Here is a 17,419-nt window from a genome sequence, read left to right on the forward strand (position 1 = left end):
AAACACCAAATCCAATGAAAAAGAGATACTTAATAAGCGCCCTTTTGATAACCATAAGCTTTCTTTCTTGTAAAAAAGAAACGGAGCAAGTTGCACCTCCTACACCAACCTACAAAGTGGCTCAAATAGCTACAAGTAGCACAACCCTTTTAGCTGAATATCCTACAAGTTTAGAAGGAATTACAGATATTGATATTCGCGCTAAAGTAGATGGCTATATTGAAAAAATTTATGTGCAAGAAGGTCAAGAAGTTAAAAAAGGACAACTTCTTTTTAAACTAGAAACACAAACTGCAAATCAGGAGGCCGCTGCCGCAAAAGCGAAAGTAACTGCTGCTCAAGTAGAAGTTAGCCGTCTAAAACCACTTGTAGAACGCAATATTATCAGCGATGTGCAACTTGAAACTGCTAAAGCAAATTTGGCTAATGCCAAAAGTATTTATCAAGGTATTGTAGCCCGCATTAATTATGCTACTATAAAAAGCCCTGTTAACGGAATTGTAGGTTCATTGCCTTTACGATTAGGAAGTTATGTAAGTAGTCAAACTGCAGAACCACTCACACGCATTTCAGATGTAAGTACTATTTATGCCTACTTTTCAGTAAATGAAAAACAACAGCTAGATATAATGATGCATGCTGCAGGTAAAACCTTTCAGGAGAAAATCAACAAAATGCCAAAAGTTAACTTGGTCCTAAGTAACGGAATTGCTTACGAGCAAAAAGGTAAAATAGAAACTTTTAGCGGTCAAGCCAATGCGCAAACTGGTTCATTCAATGTTCGAGCGAGTTTCCCTAATTCAAATCGATTATTGCGCTCTGGCGAAAGTGGAGTAATTCAAATTCCGACTGATTTGCAAAATGTGATCATCATTCCTCAAAACGCAACTTTAGAAATGCAAGACAAACGCATTGCATTAATTGTGGACAAAGAAAGTAAAGTAAAAGCAGTTCCAATAACTGTGAGATCAGTACCTGGTGGACAGTTTTTTGTTGTGGATAGCGGATTGAATCCCAACGATAAAATGCTAATTGAAGGAATAGGAATTGTAACAGAGGGCACACTAATAAAGCCCGAAGTCGTTGATTTTAATTCCATTATCAATCCTGCAAAAAAATAATTGACTTTTTAAAAATCAAAACATATGTTTTCAAAATTTATTGACAGACCAGTATTGTCAACTGTGATTTCTATTATCATAGTGATATTGGGGGTTTTAGGATTGCTTTCGCTTCCAGTTTCGCAATACCCAGAAATAGCACCACCAACAGTAACGGTTACAGCAAATTATCAAGGTGCAAGTGCCGAAGTGGTAATGAATTCGGTGGTTATTCCGCTAGAAGAACAAATTAATGGTGTCGAGGATATGACCTACATGACCTCTACTTCAAACAATGACGGATCAGCTTCGATTAGTATTTACTTCAAACTGGGTACAAATCCAGATTTAGCAGCTGTAAACGTTCAAAATAGAGTTTCAAGAGCTACACCTCTATTGCCACAAGAAGTTACCAGAGCTGGAGTTACCACATCAAAAAGACAAAGTGACAACATCTTGATTTTTTCTTTGTACAGTGAAAATCCTGATTACGACATGACCTTTTTACAAAACTATGCCAACATCAACATTTTGCCAAAAATTAAAAGAGTTGCTGGCGTGGGTGAAGCAACTATTTTTGGACAAAAAGATTATTCGATGCGTATTTGGCTCAAGCCAGATGTAATGGGCGCTTATGGATTGGTTCCTTCTGATGTTACTGCTTTATTAGCGGAGCAAAATATCGAAGCAGCACCCGGACAGTTAGGGGAAAGTAGCAACCAATCGTTTCAATATACCTTAAAGTACAAAGGACGTTTACAAAATACCCAAGAATTCGAAAATATCGTCATTCGTTCTACAGCAAATGGTGAGGTTTTAAAATTGGGTGATGTGGCAAAAATCGAACTAGGAGCTGTAAACTACGCCAGTAATACCTTAACAAATGGCAATCAATCGGTAGCGATTGCCGTGGCGCAAACTGCGGGATCGAATGCGCAAGAGGTAATTGAAGGCTCCTTGAAAGTTTTAGAAGAAAGCTCGGTTAACTTCCCAAAAGGAGTAAATTATACCACTCTAATTAATGCAAATGATTTTCTAGATGAATCCATTACAAAAGTAATTCATACCTTAATCGAAGCGTTTATCTTGGTATTTATTGTTGTTTTTATCTTTTTACAAGATTGGAGATCAACGCTAATTCCTGCTATTTCAGTTCCTGTTGCCATTGTAGGAACATTCTTTTTCTTGAGCTTATTTGGTTTCACCATAAACCTATTAACACTTTTTGCATTGGTACTCGCTGTAGGTATTGTGGTCGATGATGCCATTGTAGTTGTCGAGGCTGTACATGCGAAAATGGAAGCTGGGGAACACGATCCTAAAAAAGCAACGCACAGCGCCATGAGTGATATTAGTAGTGCAATCATTTCGATAACTTTAGTTATGTCGGCGGTATTTATTCCGGTATCATTTATTAGCGGTTCAGCAGGAGTTTTTTACAAACAATTTGGTTTAACCTTAGCTGTGGCTATTGTTTTATCTGCTGTAAATGCATTAACACTATCACCTGCCTTGTGTGCAATCTTCTTAAAAGGACATGATAACGAAAAGAAAACTGGTTTTTTAAATCGTTTTTACACCGCGTTTAATGTTGGGTTTGAAGCAACAACTAATAAGTATAAAAAATCAGTTTCTTTTTTCATCAAAAGAAAATGGGTTGCAGTACTCGGAATTGCCTTATTTGCGGGTCTGTTTGTGTTGTTATTGAATGTCACTCCAAAAGCCTTTGTACCCGGAGAGGATACGGGCGCTATCCTTTCGGATGTGTCATTGCCACCGGGAACTTCTTTAGAAAACACTGAGAAAGTCTTGTTGCAAATTGAAAATAAAGTAAAAGATATTCCTGAAATAAAAGGTGTTCTGCGTATTTCTGGTCGAAGCTTAATCAGTGGAACTGGAAGTAATTACGGAATGGTAATCGTAAAATTAAAACCTTGGGCCGAGCGAAAAGAAGCCAATCAAGAAATCAATGCCATTGTACAAGAATTATTTAAGCGTACTGCTGCTGTAAAAGATGCCAAAGTACTGTATTTTGCTAGGCCAACCTTAGTCGGTTTTGGTTTTACAAATGGATTTGAATTTCAATTACAAGATCAAAAAGGAGGAACTATTCAAGAATTAAGTCAAGTCAACAATTCATTTTTGGCAGCATTAAATGCAAGACCCGAAATTAAATATGCTGCAACTTCTTTTTCGCCAAATTATCCTCAATACAGAATTGATTTGAATGTACCAGCTATTAAAAAATCTGGTTTAACAGTTACTGATGTTTTAAGTACTCTTCAAGGTTATTATGGTGGTGTTTATGCTTCTAATTTCAACAAGTTTGGAAAACAATACCGTGTAGTCTATCAATCAGACCCATCATTTAGAAGCGATCCGGAATCATTAAATAAAGTTTTGGTTCGCAATAATAGTGGTCAAATGGCACCAATTTCTCAGTTTATTACGCTAGAAAAAACCTTTGGTCCACAAGCAATTGACCGTTTTAATTTATTTACTTCTGTAAAAATTACTGGTGCACCAAAAGATGGTTTTAGTTCCGGTGATGCCATTAAGGCTATTGAAGAAGTAGCGAGTCAAAGTTTACCTGTGGGTTATGGTTATGAATATTCAGGAATGACCCGTGAGGAAATCAGTGCGGGTAGACAAACCTTGTATATTTTCTTATTGTGTCTAGTATTTGTGTATTTCTTATTAGCCGCACAATATGAAAGTTATATGCTACCATTTGCAGTATTAATTTCATTGCCAATTGGTTTGGCTGGAGCGTATTTATTCGCCTTTCTTTTTGATGTAAGCGATAATATTTACCTGCAAATTACCTTGATTATGTTAATTGGATTACTTGCTAAGAACGCTATTTTGATTATCGAATTTTCAACAGAAGCAAGAAAAAATGGATTTTCAATTGCAGAAGCTGCCATACAAGGAGCCGTTGCGAGATTACGTCCTATCTTGATGACTTCGTTTGCTTTTATCTTTGGATTATTACCATTGATGTTGGCACAAGGAGCTGGAGCAGTCGGAAACAAAGCGATTGGAACAGGAGCAATTGGTGGTATGTTGATCGGAACTTTGTTGGGAGTATTTGTCATCCCAGTGTTGTTTATCATCTTTCAAACTTTGCAAGAAAAAATTAGTTCCAAGCCAATTCCGACTACTCATTCAGAATCAGATTTTCAAAATTTAGACTAAAAAAAATGAAAAATAACAGCTATAAAATTATCTTTTTGATCGCTTTAGCCCTCACAGTCCAATCTTGTTTTGTGGCTAAAGAATACAAAAGACCCGAATTAAAAACTGAAAATTTATACCGAAATGAAATCGTAGCAGCTGATACGATTTCGCTCGCAGATGTGGAATGGAAAAATGTTTTTACAGATGCCATTTTACAACAATACATTCAGAAAGGACTCGAAAATAACTTGGATATTAAAATTGCCATGCAAAATATCGCGGCTGCCGAAGCGACGATGAAACAAGGTAAAGCGGGTTTCTATCCTACTTTTTCAACCTCTGCAGATTGGACACATCAGGAACTTTCTAGAAATAGCCAATTTGGTGCTTTGTTGCGTGATCGTAGCACTGATCAATACCAACTCACTGGAAATTTATCTTGGGAAGCGGATATTTGGGGCAAAATCAGAAGTAACAAACGCGCTGCTAACGCCTCTTTTTTACAAAGCACTGCTGCAAATCAAGCGGTCAAAACACAATTGATCGCAAATATTGCTGCTACGTACTACCAACTAATGGCCATTGATGCACAAATAAAGTTAGCCGAAAAAACTTTGATTAATCGAAATCAAAGTGTTGAAACTATAATTGCCTTAAAAAAAGCAGGTAATGTTACCGAGGTTGGTGTAAAACAAACAGAAGCTCAGAAATACGCCACTGAAATTATCATCGCTGATCTTAAAAATGATACCATTATTCTAGAAAATACCTTGAGTATTCTGATGGGGCAAAATTCTAATAAAATTGAAAGGGGTACTTTTGAAGCGCAAAGCATACAACCGGCTATAACACTTGGTACGCCAGTACAATTGCTACGAAACCGACCAGATGTTATTGCAGCCGAATACAATTTGATATCTAATTTTGAGCAAACTAATATTGTAAAAAGTAATTTTTACCCAACGTTCAAAGTTACTGCTGCTGGCGGATTACAAAGTATTGACTTAAAAGAATGGTTCAGTGCCAACTCCATTTTTGCTAACGTGATTACAGGTTTAACACAACCTATTTTTAACCAACGCCAAATAAAAACAAGATTTGAAATTGCAAAGGCCAATCAAGAAAAAGCTTACCTTCAGTTTGAACAATCCTTATTGACAGCTGGAAAAGAAGTATCGGATGCGCTAGCAATTTATAACAATGAAACTTACAAGTTAACTGTTCGAGAAAAACAAGTAACTGCATTAAACAAAGCCACGGACTATTCTGACGAGCTTCTTACTTATGGATTGGCAAATTATCTAGAAGTTTTAACTGTAAAAGACAACGCTTTAAATGCAGAACTTAATTTGATAGACAATAAATTCCAACAATATAAAGCAATCATCCAATTGTATAAAGCACTAGGCGGAGGTTGGAAATAAAATATTAAAATTTAATTGTTTGGTTTGAAACCGCTAGTAAAAAGAATATTAGCGGTTTTTTTAAATCCAAAAATAATTGCCTTATAACCAAAAAAAAATGCTCTACTGATGTAAAGCATTTTTAAAATATAAAATCAATTTCTTATTCTGAAACTGTATTTAGTTTACTATTTTTTTGGCTAAAGCCGAAGTAAATTACTAACCCTAAAAGCAACCAAACTCCAAAATAAATCCAATTCCAAACGCTTAATTCTGCCATCATGTACAAGCAGCAAATTAAACCCAAAAGCGGAATTAAAGATAAATTAGCGCGAAAAGCCCAAACAGTAAGTCCTATTAAGCTCAAAAGGAAAATCCACATTGGAATTTTATGCTTGAACAAACTAAAACCTGACTCATATTTTAATGCATCTGAAATAGGCAAACCTTTTACAACTTCAGCATACTTTGCTTCATCATCTTGGTAATGATTTAAAATTTGCTCTAAATCTGGAGTGTCTGTAGTAGCATTTTTAGCATCTAAACCAACTAAATAATCATATACTTTTGTAGTTTCTTCTTTGGTTAAGCTAGTAATAATGGCTGCAGAAGAATTTGTCTGAGTTTCATTAGTAATGAAATCCATCGTCGCTTTTTTGTTGTACACAAAAGCATAAACAACACCAATCAACAATAAAATTGGCATAATAAATTTAGAATTCACATACGGAGTTTTAAATTTTCCTCTTGGGATATCTGGTTTGTTTTGAAGTACTAAAACGCCAGCACAAACCAAAACAAAGGCAAATAAGGTACCAATACTGCACAAATCAGTAACTAAAGTCAGATTCAAAAACAGCGCTGGAACTGCAACAACAAATCCAGTTACAATAGTTGCGTACGATGGTGTTTTGTATTTTGGATGCACTTTTGAAAAACGTTTCGGCAACAAACCATCACGACTCATACTCATCCAAATACGAGGTTGTCCCATTTGAAAAACCAACAATACACTTGCCATAGCAACCACTGCACTAACAGCAATAATTCCCGACATCCATTTCAAATCTAATTTTTCAAAAACAAAGGCTAACGGATCGCCTACATTTAGTAAATCGTAAGAAACCATTCCGGTTAAAACCAATGCAATGGCGATGTATAAAAGCGTACAAATAATGATTGCCCACATCATTCCACGAGGTAAATCTCGTTGCGGATCCTTACATTCTTCGGCAGTTGTAGAAATAGCATCAAATCCAATATAGGCAAAAAATACTGCTGAAACTCCTTTTAGAACTCCAGAAACACCATTTGGTGCAAACGGGTCCCAATTGGCAGTGTCTACATAAAATATACCTACAGCAATTACTAAAAGTACGATGCATAATTTGACAACTACCATGATATTACTAGCATTACGCGACTCTTTCATACCGCGATAAATCAAAGCTGTAATTAAAACAATGATTAACAAGGCAGGCAAATCAGCTACAAAATGAAACGAACCAATAACCGGTGCTGTTTGCCAAGCATTGTGAGCATTTTGTAAAGCCGGACTCAAATTAGCAAAATCTTTACCACTTTGCATTAGTGCCATGGCTTCATCATATCCACGAGAAGCTGATAAATAATCCATTTGAACCCATTGTGGCAGGTTAATGCCTCCACTTTGAAGCAAGCCGGTAAAGTAATCACTCCACGAAATGGCCACTGTTATATTTCCCACAGAATACTCCATGATCAATGCCCAACCAATAATCCAAGCGATGATTTCACCAAAAGCTACATACGAATAGGTGTATGCACTTCCTGAAACCGGCACCATTGATGCAAATTCAGCGTAAGCAAATGCAGCAAAACTACAGGCAACTGCAGTAAAAAGAAACAAAAATATTACGGCAGGTCCGCCATCGGCACTAGCTTTACCAATCGTACTAAAAATACCAGCTCCTACGATTGCTGCAATTCCAAATGCGGTCAAATCTCGGGCTGTCAAGTGTTTGCCTAAGGCTGCATGGCCATCGGCATTGTTTTTTTCAACTTGCTTTAAGATATCTTGAACGGTTTTTTTTCTAAATAAGCCCTTTAATGCCATCTTGTATTTTTATCAATTAAATTTATAATCTGTAATTTTTGCAATTTTGTGTTATTGATTTTGCAAAATAACTTCAAAAATCAAAAGTATAAAACTAATTGTATTATCATAGTTTGTTACTCTTTTTTTTTCAAAAACTAAACATTTCGAACCGACACGAGGTTTTGGGATTAATGATTAGATATTTTTCAATTGAGCACAAATTTCCCAAGTACAAAATCATTTTGCCATCAAGACAAATGCCCAAATACATTATAGTAGCTGTTAGCAACCTTATTGATTGTTTGTGCGTAAATATTCGATATTTTGAGTAAAAAATTTTGCCATTTCTTTGTTTAAGTATTTTTCATATTCGGTTGATTCCTTTCTTTGAAGACTTATCCAGACCATAGCATAAGCGATTATTTGTTCAGGTAAATATCCTTGACAACTCATTTGCCAACCTGAATTAGAAATGTTTTGGAATTTGGTATGTTGAAATCTTGAGTTACCTAGAAAAATTCCAAAACCATATGCTATAGCTGTCAATTCAGTTAAATATTCATCATTTTCTTCAATTCTGTTTTCACCAAGCAAAATAAAGCGCGACAATTCAATAGCAATTGTAGCAATTAAGGAAAGAGAGTTTTTCAGTTGTTCTTTCTCAATGTAAATTATTTTCTCATTTTCAAATTCTTCATATGCTCCAGTTGCACTTTGCCATTGTCCATTAATATCTTCTGGACTAGATAGAATTGTTCCATCATTCATTTCTATTGGTTGATTAGAAAAGTATTCAATTCGAATGTTAGAATCTTCTATTTGCATTAAATCTTTTGTTCTTTCTAGAACGAATACGGCATCTTCTTCATCACCTTTGAAAGTCCAATTATAAAAGTTTTTAGTTGGAGTAATTGTTATTAAATTATCGAAGTGTTCATTGCCCAAAATTTCACGAAGGAAAATAAAACTTTCCTCAATCCATTTTTTGTCATCTTCTGTAACCGACGGTTTTTTCTTTTTATTCCAAAACATATTGAATTCCTAGGTTTTTTTAAAATTATGTCGCTGACCTTTAATTTGTTGTCTTTGAGTTAAATTATTCCATCATTTCATAACGCAATTCTTCGTTTAAAGCAAACAATCTCTCAAAATAGAAACAGGGTGCAAGGCTTGGCGTAACGTTCCGTCAAAAATTTGATGCCTGCAACTTGTTCCTGCTGCTGCAATAGTTGTGTTGGTTGCAGTACTTCTGATTTTAGGAAAAAGGGTATCCTCGCCCATTTGCATGCTAATTTCATAATGCTCTTTTTCATATCCAAAAGAGCCCGCCATACCACAGCAACCGGAATTATAGATGGTTACCTTTGTATTGCTTGGTAAATTTAGCATTGCAAAAGTTGCTTCAATCGCACTCAAAGACTTTTGATGGCAATGCTCATGAATTTTAACTTGTTTTTCTTTATCAGAAAAGTTTTTAGCTGAAATTTTTCCTTTGGTGATTTCGAGTTTAAAAAACTCTTCGATAGTATGCGTATGTGCAGCCACTTCTTTGGCTTTTTCTGTAGCATCCGCTAAGCGTAAATATTCGTCTCTAAAAGTTAAAATCGCTGAGGGTTCTAAACCAACTAATGGTAAGTTATTAGAAATAAATCCTGAAAAAATAGCAACATTGGTATTGGCAATCGCTTTTGCTTGTTCTAAAAAACCTTTGGAAATAAAAGCCCTTCCGCTTTCTTCATGCTCAACAATAAGCACTTCGTAATCCAATGCCGATAACAATTCATATGCATCGATGCCAACTTGCACATCATAATAATTGGTGAATTCATCTACAAATAACACTAATTTTCCATTTGGAAATTCAGTTTTCTTTCTTTTTTGCTTACTTAACCATGATCTAAAAGTGTTTGCGGCTAAGTGTGGTACAGTGCGTTCTTTGGCAACGCCCATTTTGTTTTTTACCAAAGGCAAGTTAACAATCCAATTGGTAATTTTCGGGGTGATACTTCCCAAGGCATTAAGTCTAGCATTGTAAGCAAATATTTTGTTACGAATCGAGAAACCATTTGCTTTTTGGTACTGATACAAAAATTCAGATTTTAAGGCTGCTACGTCAACATTACTAGGACACTCGCTAGAGCAAGCCTTACAGCTCACGCACAATTCGAAAACCTCGTACAATTCTTTATGGTCAAATTTATTTTCTTTTTCAGAATGTGTAAGATATTCTCGGAGCGCATTGGCACGTGCTCTGGTAGTATCTTTTTCGTTTCGAGTAGCGCGGTAACTCGGACATAAAGTGCCACCTGCTGACGGTAATTTGCGACAATCTCCTGAACCATTACATTTTTCGGCAACGCGCAAAATTCCCATACTATCTGAAAAATCTTGAATGGTCGCAATGTTGGGCTCTTCCCTACCCGCTTCAACACGCAAATTCTCGTCCATTTTTAACGCATCAACTATTTTACCCGAATTCATGATTCCGTTTGGATCAAATGCTTTTTTGATTCGCTTGAGTAACTCGTAATTTTTGGCACCAATCATAAATGGCAAAAACTCCCCGCGTACAATGCCATCACCGTGTTCACCACTTAGGGAACCACGGTATTTTTTAACCAAAATAGCGACCTCGGTAGCAATATTTCGAAATTGATGCACACCTTCTTTTGTCTTTAAGTTTAAAACAGGTCGAAGGTGAATTTCTCCGGCGCCGGCATGTGCATAATAAATAGCACTTTGACCGTGGCGTTCCATCATTGCCGAAAAGTCAGCTATATAATTGGGTAAGTCACTTAATTCTACTGCAGTATCTTCGATACTATCGGCCGCTTTATCATCGCCAACAATACTGCCCAAAAGACCTAAACCTGCTTTTCGAAGTTCATTTATTTTGTTGATATCATCACCGTAAATTTTTGGTAAAGCATAGCCGAAATTTTGTTGCTGTAAATCTAAAATTAAAGCGTCGGCTTGTTTTTCGGCATCCTCCATACTGATTTCAGAAGCCACTTCTAACATTAAAACTGCTTTTGGATCACCTTGAATAAAAAACCGATTTTTAGCTTGTTCTCTGTTGGTTTTGGTACAATCTAAAATGGTGTCGTCCATTAATTCGCAAGTATACAAATGGTGTTTCATCGCTGTTACGACAGCTTCGAGACTTTCTTGAACGGAATCAAAATGGGCTACAACCATCACGTTATTGGCAGGCGGTAATGCATCTACCTTCAAGGTAACTTCAGTTGTGAACGCCAAAGTACCCTCGCTTCCGCAAAGTAATTGTCCAACGTTGATATGAGAATTTGTTCCTCCAAAAAGTTCCGATTGCAACAAAATATCTACTGCATAGCCCGTATTACGTCTGTGAATTTCAGGTTTTGGGAATTCTCTTTTAATTTCGAGTTGCTGCTCTATGTTGGAAAGTTCCTCAAATAAAGTTCGGTAAATTTGACTCTCCAAAGTAGAATCTTTCATTTTTTGCTCGAACTCAGCCGTAGTAATATACTCAAAAACAGCCGTTGAACCATCACTTAAAATGGCTTTTATCTTGATAATTTTATCGCGAGTCACACCATATCGAATAGACGTAGTTCCTGATGAATTATTTCCTACCATACCTCCAATCATGCATCGATTAGAAGTTGATGTGTTGGGACCAAAAAATAATCCGTGTGGTTTGAGATACAAATTCAATTCGTCACGTATAACTCCTGGTTGCACTGTTACTGTTTTTGCTTCGGCATCAAAAGCTTTAATCGCCGTAAAATATTTCGACACATCTACGATTATTCCGTTTCCTACAGTTTGTCCTGCCAATGAAGTTCCTGCGGTGCGCGGAGTAATCGAAATTTGATGCTTTGCAGCAAAAGTTATAATTCGAGCAATATCTTGTTCCGTTTTTGGAAAAGCGACAGCCAAAGGAAAAATGCGGTAAGCCGAAGCATCCGTCGCATACAATATTTTGTGCAAATCATCGTAAACTAAAGTTCCATCAAGTTCAAGCGCTAATTGTTCTAATTGTGAAATAATTGACATGTTTTGGGTAAAAAGAGAATTGAGTCACAAATATAGAAATATCAAGAGCCAATTGTGGTCCGTTTTTCTAAAAATTTATACCAGCATCAACTTCCTAAAATAGCTTCTTGCTGATTTGGCAAAGAAATTGCAAACTCAAATAAAGCCAAATTTTAGGGGCAATTGTGCTAGCTATTATCACTAAAAAAACTATTTTTGAACACTTTAAAAATTACAACCGAATGAAAAATTTCAAGCGCTGCGCTTTATTGATGTCTATCTTTTTACTGACTTTTCATCAAATGAGCGCACAAACAGCTACTCAACATCCTAAAAACGAATTCAGAGCCGTATGGATTGCAACAGTTGTAAATATAGATTGGCCAAAAGCCGGCACTGATAACGTTGCCAAGCAAAAAGCCGATTATCTTGAAATTTTAGAAACTTACAAAAAACTGAATTACAATGCCGTAATTGTTCAAATACGTAGTGTTGGCGATGCTTTTTACCCAACTAAATTGGCGCCATGGTCTCGTTTCTTAACGGGTAAAGAAGGGAAAGCGCCACAGCCTTACTACGATGTCATGGCTTGGATGATTACTGAGGCACACAATCGAGGTTTTGAATTTCACGCATGGCTCAATCCGTACCGCGCTACAATGGATTATAACACTAGTATTTTAAGTCCTGAACACGATTATTTTAAACATCCGGAATGGATGATTCGCTATGGCGGAAAAATTTATTACAACCCTGCTTTGCCTGAAGTACAAGCTCATTTATTGAATGTAGTAAACGAAGTAGTGACCAACTACGATATTGACGCCATTCATTTTGACGATTATTTTTATCCATACAAAGTGCCCAACGAAAAATTTAATGACTCAGTTGCTTACAAAAAGTATGGTACTGGTTTGAGTTTAGAAGATTGGAGAAGACAAAACGTAAATACTTTTGTAAAAGATGTCGCTTTTTCTATCAAAAAGATAAAACCTTGGGTTCAATTCGGAATTAGTCCTTTTGGTGTTTGGCGCAATAAATCGGTTGACCCAAAAGGTTCCGATACTGAGGCGGGGCAAACCAATTACGACGATCTTTTTGCTGATCCATTAGCTTGGATGGACAATAAATGGATTGATTATATTTTGCCACAATTGTATTGGAGTATTGATCATCCAAAAGCTTCATATGCAAAATTGTTGAAATGGTGGTCTGAAAACTCGAACAACACTGCGATTTACATCGGAAACAGTACTTATAAAGTTAATGAAGATTCGGATAAAAGATGGAACAATCCTAAAGAGATTCCAAACCAAATTGACTTGACCAGAACTTACAAAAACGTTCAAGGAAATGCCTATTTCAGTGCGAAAGGATTTGTAAATAAAAATCAAACTGTAGCTAAATTGCTTCTTGAAAATCAATACAAATATCCTGCTTTGCCCAACGTAGTGCCACAAGCAGTGAAAAAAAACCAGAGCAAACCAGTTGCTACTACAATTCAATATGACCCGATAGCTTCGCGTTTTACAGTTGCTCAACCGGCAGGCGATACCATGCGTTATGTAGTGGTGTACAGTTCTCGATTTCAAACAAAATTAGATATCAAGAACCCAAGTCAAATTATTGCGAAAGTGACCTTCAATGAGCAATCAAAGTTGGCTGAAATTGCTATTCCGAGTTACAAACTTGACAAAAACAAAACCTGCGCAATTACTTTTATCGATTTGTATGGCAACGAAAGTGAGCCAACTATTGTATCATTTGCAGCAACATCAAACTAAAAACTAACTATGAAAGCAGATAACACGCCTTGGTTTTGGATACCCATATTAAACTTCGCTTCCGGATTACCGTATGCCATCATCATTTCGGTGTCGGTTATCATGTATAAAAACTTAGGGATTGACAATGAAGCTATCGGTGTTTACACCAGTTTGCTGTACTTACCATGGGTTATTAAACCATTATGGAGTCCGTTTATTGACTTATATTCTACCAAACGAAAATGGTTTTTAAGCATGCAATTACTAATATCAATTGCTTTTGTTTTAGTCGGTTTTATGCTTCCGCTGCAGCAATTTTTCTTTGTGACCTTGGCGATTTTTTGGGTAGCTGCTTTTGCTTCTGCCTCAAATGATGTGGCGAGTGATGGTTTTTATTTGTTGGCGCTAAGCAAAGACCAACAGTCCTTTTTTTTAGGAATTAGAAGTACATTTTACAGACTTGCTATGCTTACCGGAAACGGATTAATTGTCGTACTGGCAGGCTACCTCGAAATTGAATTTGGAGATAAAAATAAAGCATGGTCTTACACAATGGTTTTAGTCGGAATTCTAATGGCTATCATCACTATTTATAATTTTTTCGTGAGTCCAAAAACAGAATCAACAGCCGCTCCATTAAGTGCTGAAAGCATTACAAATAAAAGCTTTGGAACCGTTTTTAAAAGTTTTTTTCAAAAGAAACAAATAGGTTTAATACTCGCTTTTATTTTACTGTTCCGTTTAGGAGAGTCGCAATTACTGAAAATGCTGAGTCCATTCTTGATTGACCCATTGGAAAAAGGTGGATTAGGATTGGATACTCAGGAAGTTGGCGTTATTTATGGAACTTTTGGTTTAATTGCGCTCACAATTGGAGGAATTTTAGGCGGAATTGTCATTAGTAAAGATGGTTTAGGAAAATGGATGTTGCCCATGATTTTAACCATGCACTTACCTATAATTGGATTCATTTTATTAGCTCATTATCACCCTACAGATATTTGGAATGTATACGCAACGGTTGTGGCAGAGCAATTTGGCTACGGTTTTGGTTTTGCGGCCTTCATGATGTACTTAATTTATGTTGCCGAAGGCGAATCAAAAACCTCTCACTACTCCATTGCTACTGGTTTTATGGCTCTTGGAATGATGTTACCAGGCATGGTTAGTGGTTACATACAGGAGTATTTGGGGTACGGAAACTTCTTTATTTGGGTTTTTGTGGCTACTATTCCGGGTTTAATTTTGTCACGATTCTTGATTTATCCTAGTGATTTTGGAAAAAAAAGTACTCCTGAGAATCTTCGTCAATCGAAATAATGTAATTTAAAATAAAACGGCAAGCCTCCAACAAGTTCGCACAATATTCGTATTTAGAACCAACGCATTTTACTTTTACAACAATACTATTCCACTTTTACAATGACTTTAGAACAAAAAATTGGACAGTTTTTCTTTCCGGCAGCATTCATTAACGACAGCGAAAGTGAAATTCAAGCTTTGGAACAACTAATTAGGGAGCATCACATTGGTGGACTCACTTTTTTTCATAGTAGAGCCAGTGCTGCCACTAATTATGAGTCTAAAAAACAAGTCATTTTAAATGATGAAAGTTGCCAACGATTGAAAGAGCTTATTGTTCGCTATCAAAAATGCGCCTCTACTCCATTGCTTATTAGTATTGATGCCGAATGGGGATTAGCAATGCGTGTTGAAAAAACACCTCAATATCCCTACGCTATTACTCTTGGCGCTTTGCCGTTAAGCGAAATAGACTTAGTTTATCAAGTAGGAAAACAAATTGGCACTGATTTAAAAGCAGTTGGTATTCATTACAATTTAGCGCCACTAGCTGATATCAATAACAATCCCGATAATCCAGTAATTGGCTACCGTTCCTTTGGTGAAGACAAAGAAAAAGTTGCTCAATTCGCGCTAGCTTATTTACAAGGTTTAAATGATGCAGGCATTTTAGGTTGTTTGAAACATTTTCCGGGACACGGCAATACCAACGTCGATTCTCACCTCGGATTACCCGTTTTAACACAAAATCTCGAGGAATTAACAAATAACGAATTGCATCCTTTTGCTGCAGGAATTACCGCCAATGTTGATTCTATTATGATTGGCCATTTGGCAGTGCCGGCTTTGAATGATGGCGAAAATACTTCAGCAACTTTATCTCAAAAAGTTATTGAAGGATTGTTACGTACTCAAATGGGTTTTGAAGGATTAGTTATTTCAGATGCCTTGAATATGCACAGTGTTTCAAAATTGTACAGTGAAAAAGGTCAATTAGAATGGGAAGCTTTTCAGGCGGGAAATGATGTTTTGTGTTTTGCAGAAAACATTGCTGAGGGAATTCAATTCATTAAAGCCAACGCGACTCCAGAACGAATCGACGCTAGTTACAATCGCATCTTAAAGTACAAGCAAAAAGCAGGTTTATTTACTACAAACAGCGAATTTAATGTTGCAAATAAAACTAGTTTTGACTGGGAAACAACATCAAAACTCAACACAAAAATTGCTCAAAACAGCATCACAACTTTAGAAAATAAAACTAACAAGTCTGAATTAGTAGATGCTAATGAGAGGAACACATTTGCCAAAATAAGCTTGTACGGGCCAAAAAACAATTTATTTTTTACGAGTTTAGAAAGTGAATTATCAAGTCCGACATTTTCCTATACACTTAACAATAGATTATTCTTATCACAATTTGAACAGGAATTACAAAACTTTGATACAGTTTTAATTTCCTTGTTTGTTCCAAAAGCCAAGCCACTAAATAATTTTGAGTTAGAAGAAGAAGTGTTGCACATGCTGCAAAAGCTTTTAGAAACTAAAAAGTGTACAGTCTACGTGTTTGGAAATCCGTACTCCTTGCAAGTAATTCCATGTCTGTCGCAAGCAAATAGCTTGGTGATGGTTTACCAAGATTTTATAGAGTTTCAAGAAGTTGCGGCGCAACATTTATTGACAGATACTTTAGGAAAAGGAACGTTACCCGTTCACGTTCCTTTGAGTTAACAACGAGGACTTAAGTTAATTGAGATAAAACATAAGAAAAGTTTATTAAAGTATAAGAATATGTAATGAAACATCTATTTTTATTTAAACAAGGAAGAACTACTTTTGCAAAATCAAAAAATTAACTTTAAAGTCAATAAAAATGTCATTAGTAGGTAAAAAATTTCCAAGTATTGCAGTAGATGCTATCTCTGAAATGGGTGATAATTTAAAAATCAACATTTTCGAAGAAGCAGTAAACAACAACAAAAAAGTACTTTTATTTTGGTACCCAAAAGATTTTACTTTTGTCTGCCCAACTGAATTACACGCTTTTCAAGCTGCTTTACCAGAATTTGAAAAAAGAAATACAATGATCATTGGAGCATCTTGCGACACAAACGAAGTACACTTTGCTTGGTTGAACACTCCAAAAAACAATGGTGGAATTGAAGGTGTAACTTACCCAATTCTTGCTGATACAAACCGTAACTTATCTAACATTTTAGGAATTCTTGACATCGACTCAACTGAGTACAGTGAAGAAACAGATTCTGTTATCATCGAAGGATCTAACGTAACTTTTAGAGCTACCTATTTAATTGATGAAACGGGTAAAATTTTCCACGAAAGTGTTAACGATATGCCATTAGGTCGTAACGTAAACGAGTACTTGCGTATGGTTGATGCTTACACACACATTCAAGAAAAAGGTGAAGTTTGTCCTGCAAACTGGGAAGCTGGTAAAGAAGCAATGAGCGCTGACCGCGTAAGTACTGCTGAATACTTAAGTTTAAACTAATAAAATAAAGATACAAAGGTTCAGAGGGCCTGAGCGACAGCTTTTTTGCCGCAAATAATCAT

General features: G+C 36.1%; 10 protein-coding genes. 7 read left to right on the top strand and 3 right to left on the bottom strand.

Annotated features, from left to right (window positions below; translation table 11 throughout):
• Nucleotides 1-14: 14 nt before the first annotated feature.
• The 3 genes from L1S34_RS08370 to L1S34_RS08380 are packed head-to-tail and all read left to right on the top strand — an operon-like array spanning nucleotide 15 to nucleotide 5,704.
• Nucleotides 15-1,121 (top strand): efflux RND transporter periplasmic adaptor subunit, encoded by a 1,107-nt coding sequence (locus tag L1S34_RS08370; RefSeq protein WP_236363633.1) that lies wholly within the window; start codon nucleotides 15-17, stop codon nucleotides 1,119-1,121.
• Nucleotides 1,122-1,145: 24 nt separating this feature from the next.
• Nucleotides 1,146-4,298, top strand: a complete 3,153-nt coding sequence (locus tag L1S34_RS08375; RefSeq protein WP_236363634.1) for an efflux RND transporter permease subunit — start codon at nucleotides 1,146-1,148, stop codon at nucleotides 4,296-4,298.
• Between the two features lie 5 nt (nucleotides 4,299-4,303).
• Entirely contained in the window at nucleotides 4,304-5,704 is a 1,401-nt protein-coding gene (locus tag L1S34_RS08380; RefSeq protein WP_236363635.1) for an efflux transporter outer membrane subunit, read from the top strand.
• 142 nt (nucleotides 5,705-5,846) lie between these two features.
• On the opposite strand, the gene L1S34_RS08385 is transcribed toward L1S34_RS08380, so the two are convergent.
• The 3 genes from L1S34_RS08385 to L1S34_RS08395 all read right to left on the bottom strand — a co-directional run bounded on the left by L1S34_RS08385 (nucleotide 5,847) and on the right by L1S34_RS08395 (nucleotide 11,798).
• Entirely contained in the window at nucleotides 5,847-7,778 is a 1,932-nt protein-coding gene (locus L1S34_RS08385) for an amino acid permease (RefSeq protein WP_236363636.1), read from the bottom strand.
• Between the two features lie 273 nt (nucleotides 7,779-8,051).
• Complete coding sequence (locus tag L1S34_RS08390; RefSeq protein ID WP_210789443.1) at nucleotides 8,052-8,792, bottom strand: hypothetical protein; 741 nt, start codon at nucleotides 8,790-8,792, stop codon at nucleotides 8,052-8,054.
• Nucleotides 8,793-8,888: 96 nt separating this feature from the next.
• Nucleotides 8,889-11,798 carry an FAD-binding and (Fe-S)-binding domain-containing protein gene (locus L1S34_RS08395; protein WP_236363637.1) on the bottom strand — a complete coding sequence of 970 codons (2,910 nt, stop codon included), beginning with the start codon at nucleotides 11,796-11,798 and terminating at the stop codon, nucleotides 8,889-8,891.
• A gap of 221 nt (nucleotides 11,799-12,019) precedes the next feature.
• Here L1S34_RS08395 and L1S34_RS08400 point away from each other — a divergent pair, with 221 nt between their 5' ends.
• From L1S34_RS08400 to L1S34_RS08415, 4 genes are all read left to right on the top strand, one after another.
• Nucleotides 12,020-13,561 (top strand): glycoside hydrolase family 10 protein, encoded by a 1,542-nt coding sequence (locus L1S34_RS08400; protein WP_236363638.1) that lies wholly within the window; start codon nucleotides 12,020-12,022, stop codon nucleotides 13,559-13,561.
• A 9-nt stretch (nucleotides 13,562-13,570) separates the two neighbouring features.
• Nucleotides 13,571-14,863 carry an MFS transporter gene (locus L1S34_RS08405; protein ID WP_236363639.1) on the top strand — a complete coding sequence of 431 codons (1,293 nt, stop codon included), beginning with the start codon at nucleotides 13,571-13,573 and terminating at the stop codon, nucleotides 14,861-14,863.
• 102 nt (nucleotides 14,864-14,965) lie between these two features.
• Nucleotides 14,966-16,576: a glycoside hydrolase family 3 protein gene (locus tag L1S34_RS08410; protein ID WP_236363640.1), complete on the top strand. Its 1,611-nt coding sequence runs from the start codon at nucleotides 14,966-14,968 to the stop codon at nucleotides 16,574-16,576.
• 142 nt (nucleotides 16,577-16,718) lie between these two features.
• A complete protein-coding gene (locus L1S34_RS08415; RefSeq protein ID WP_236363641.1) occupies nucleotides 16,719-17,357 on the top strand; it encodes a peroxiredoxin in 639 nt (212 codons plus the stop codon).
• Nucleotides 17,358-17,419: the final 62 nt, after the last annotated feature.

Origin of the sequence: Flavobacterium sp. K77 (assembly GCF_021608205.1) — a bacterium.
Lineage (GTDB): Bacteria > Bacteroidota > Bacteroidia > Flavobacteriales > Flavobacteriaceae > Flavobacterium > Flavobacterium turcicum.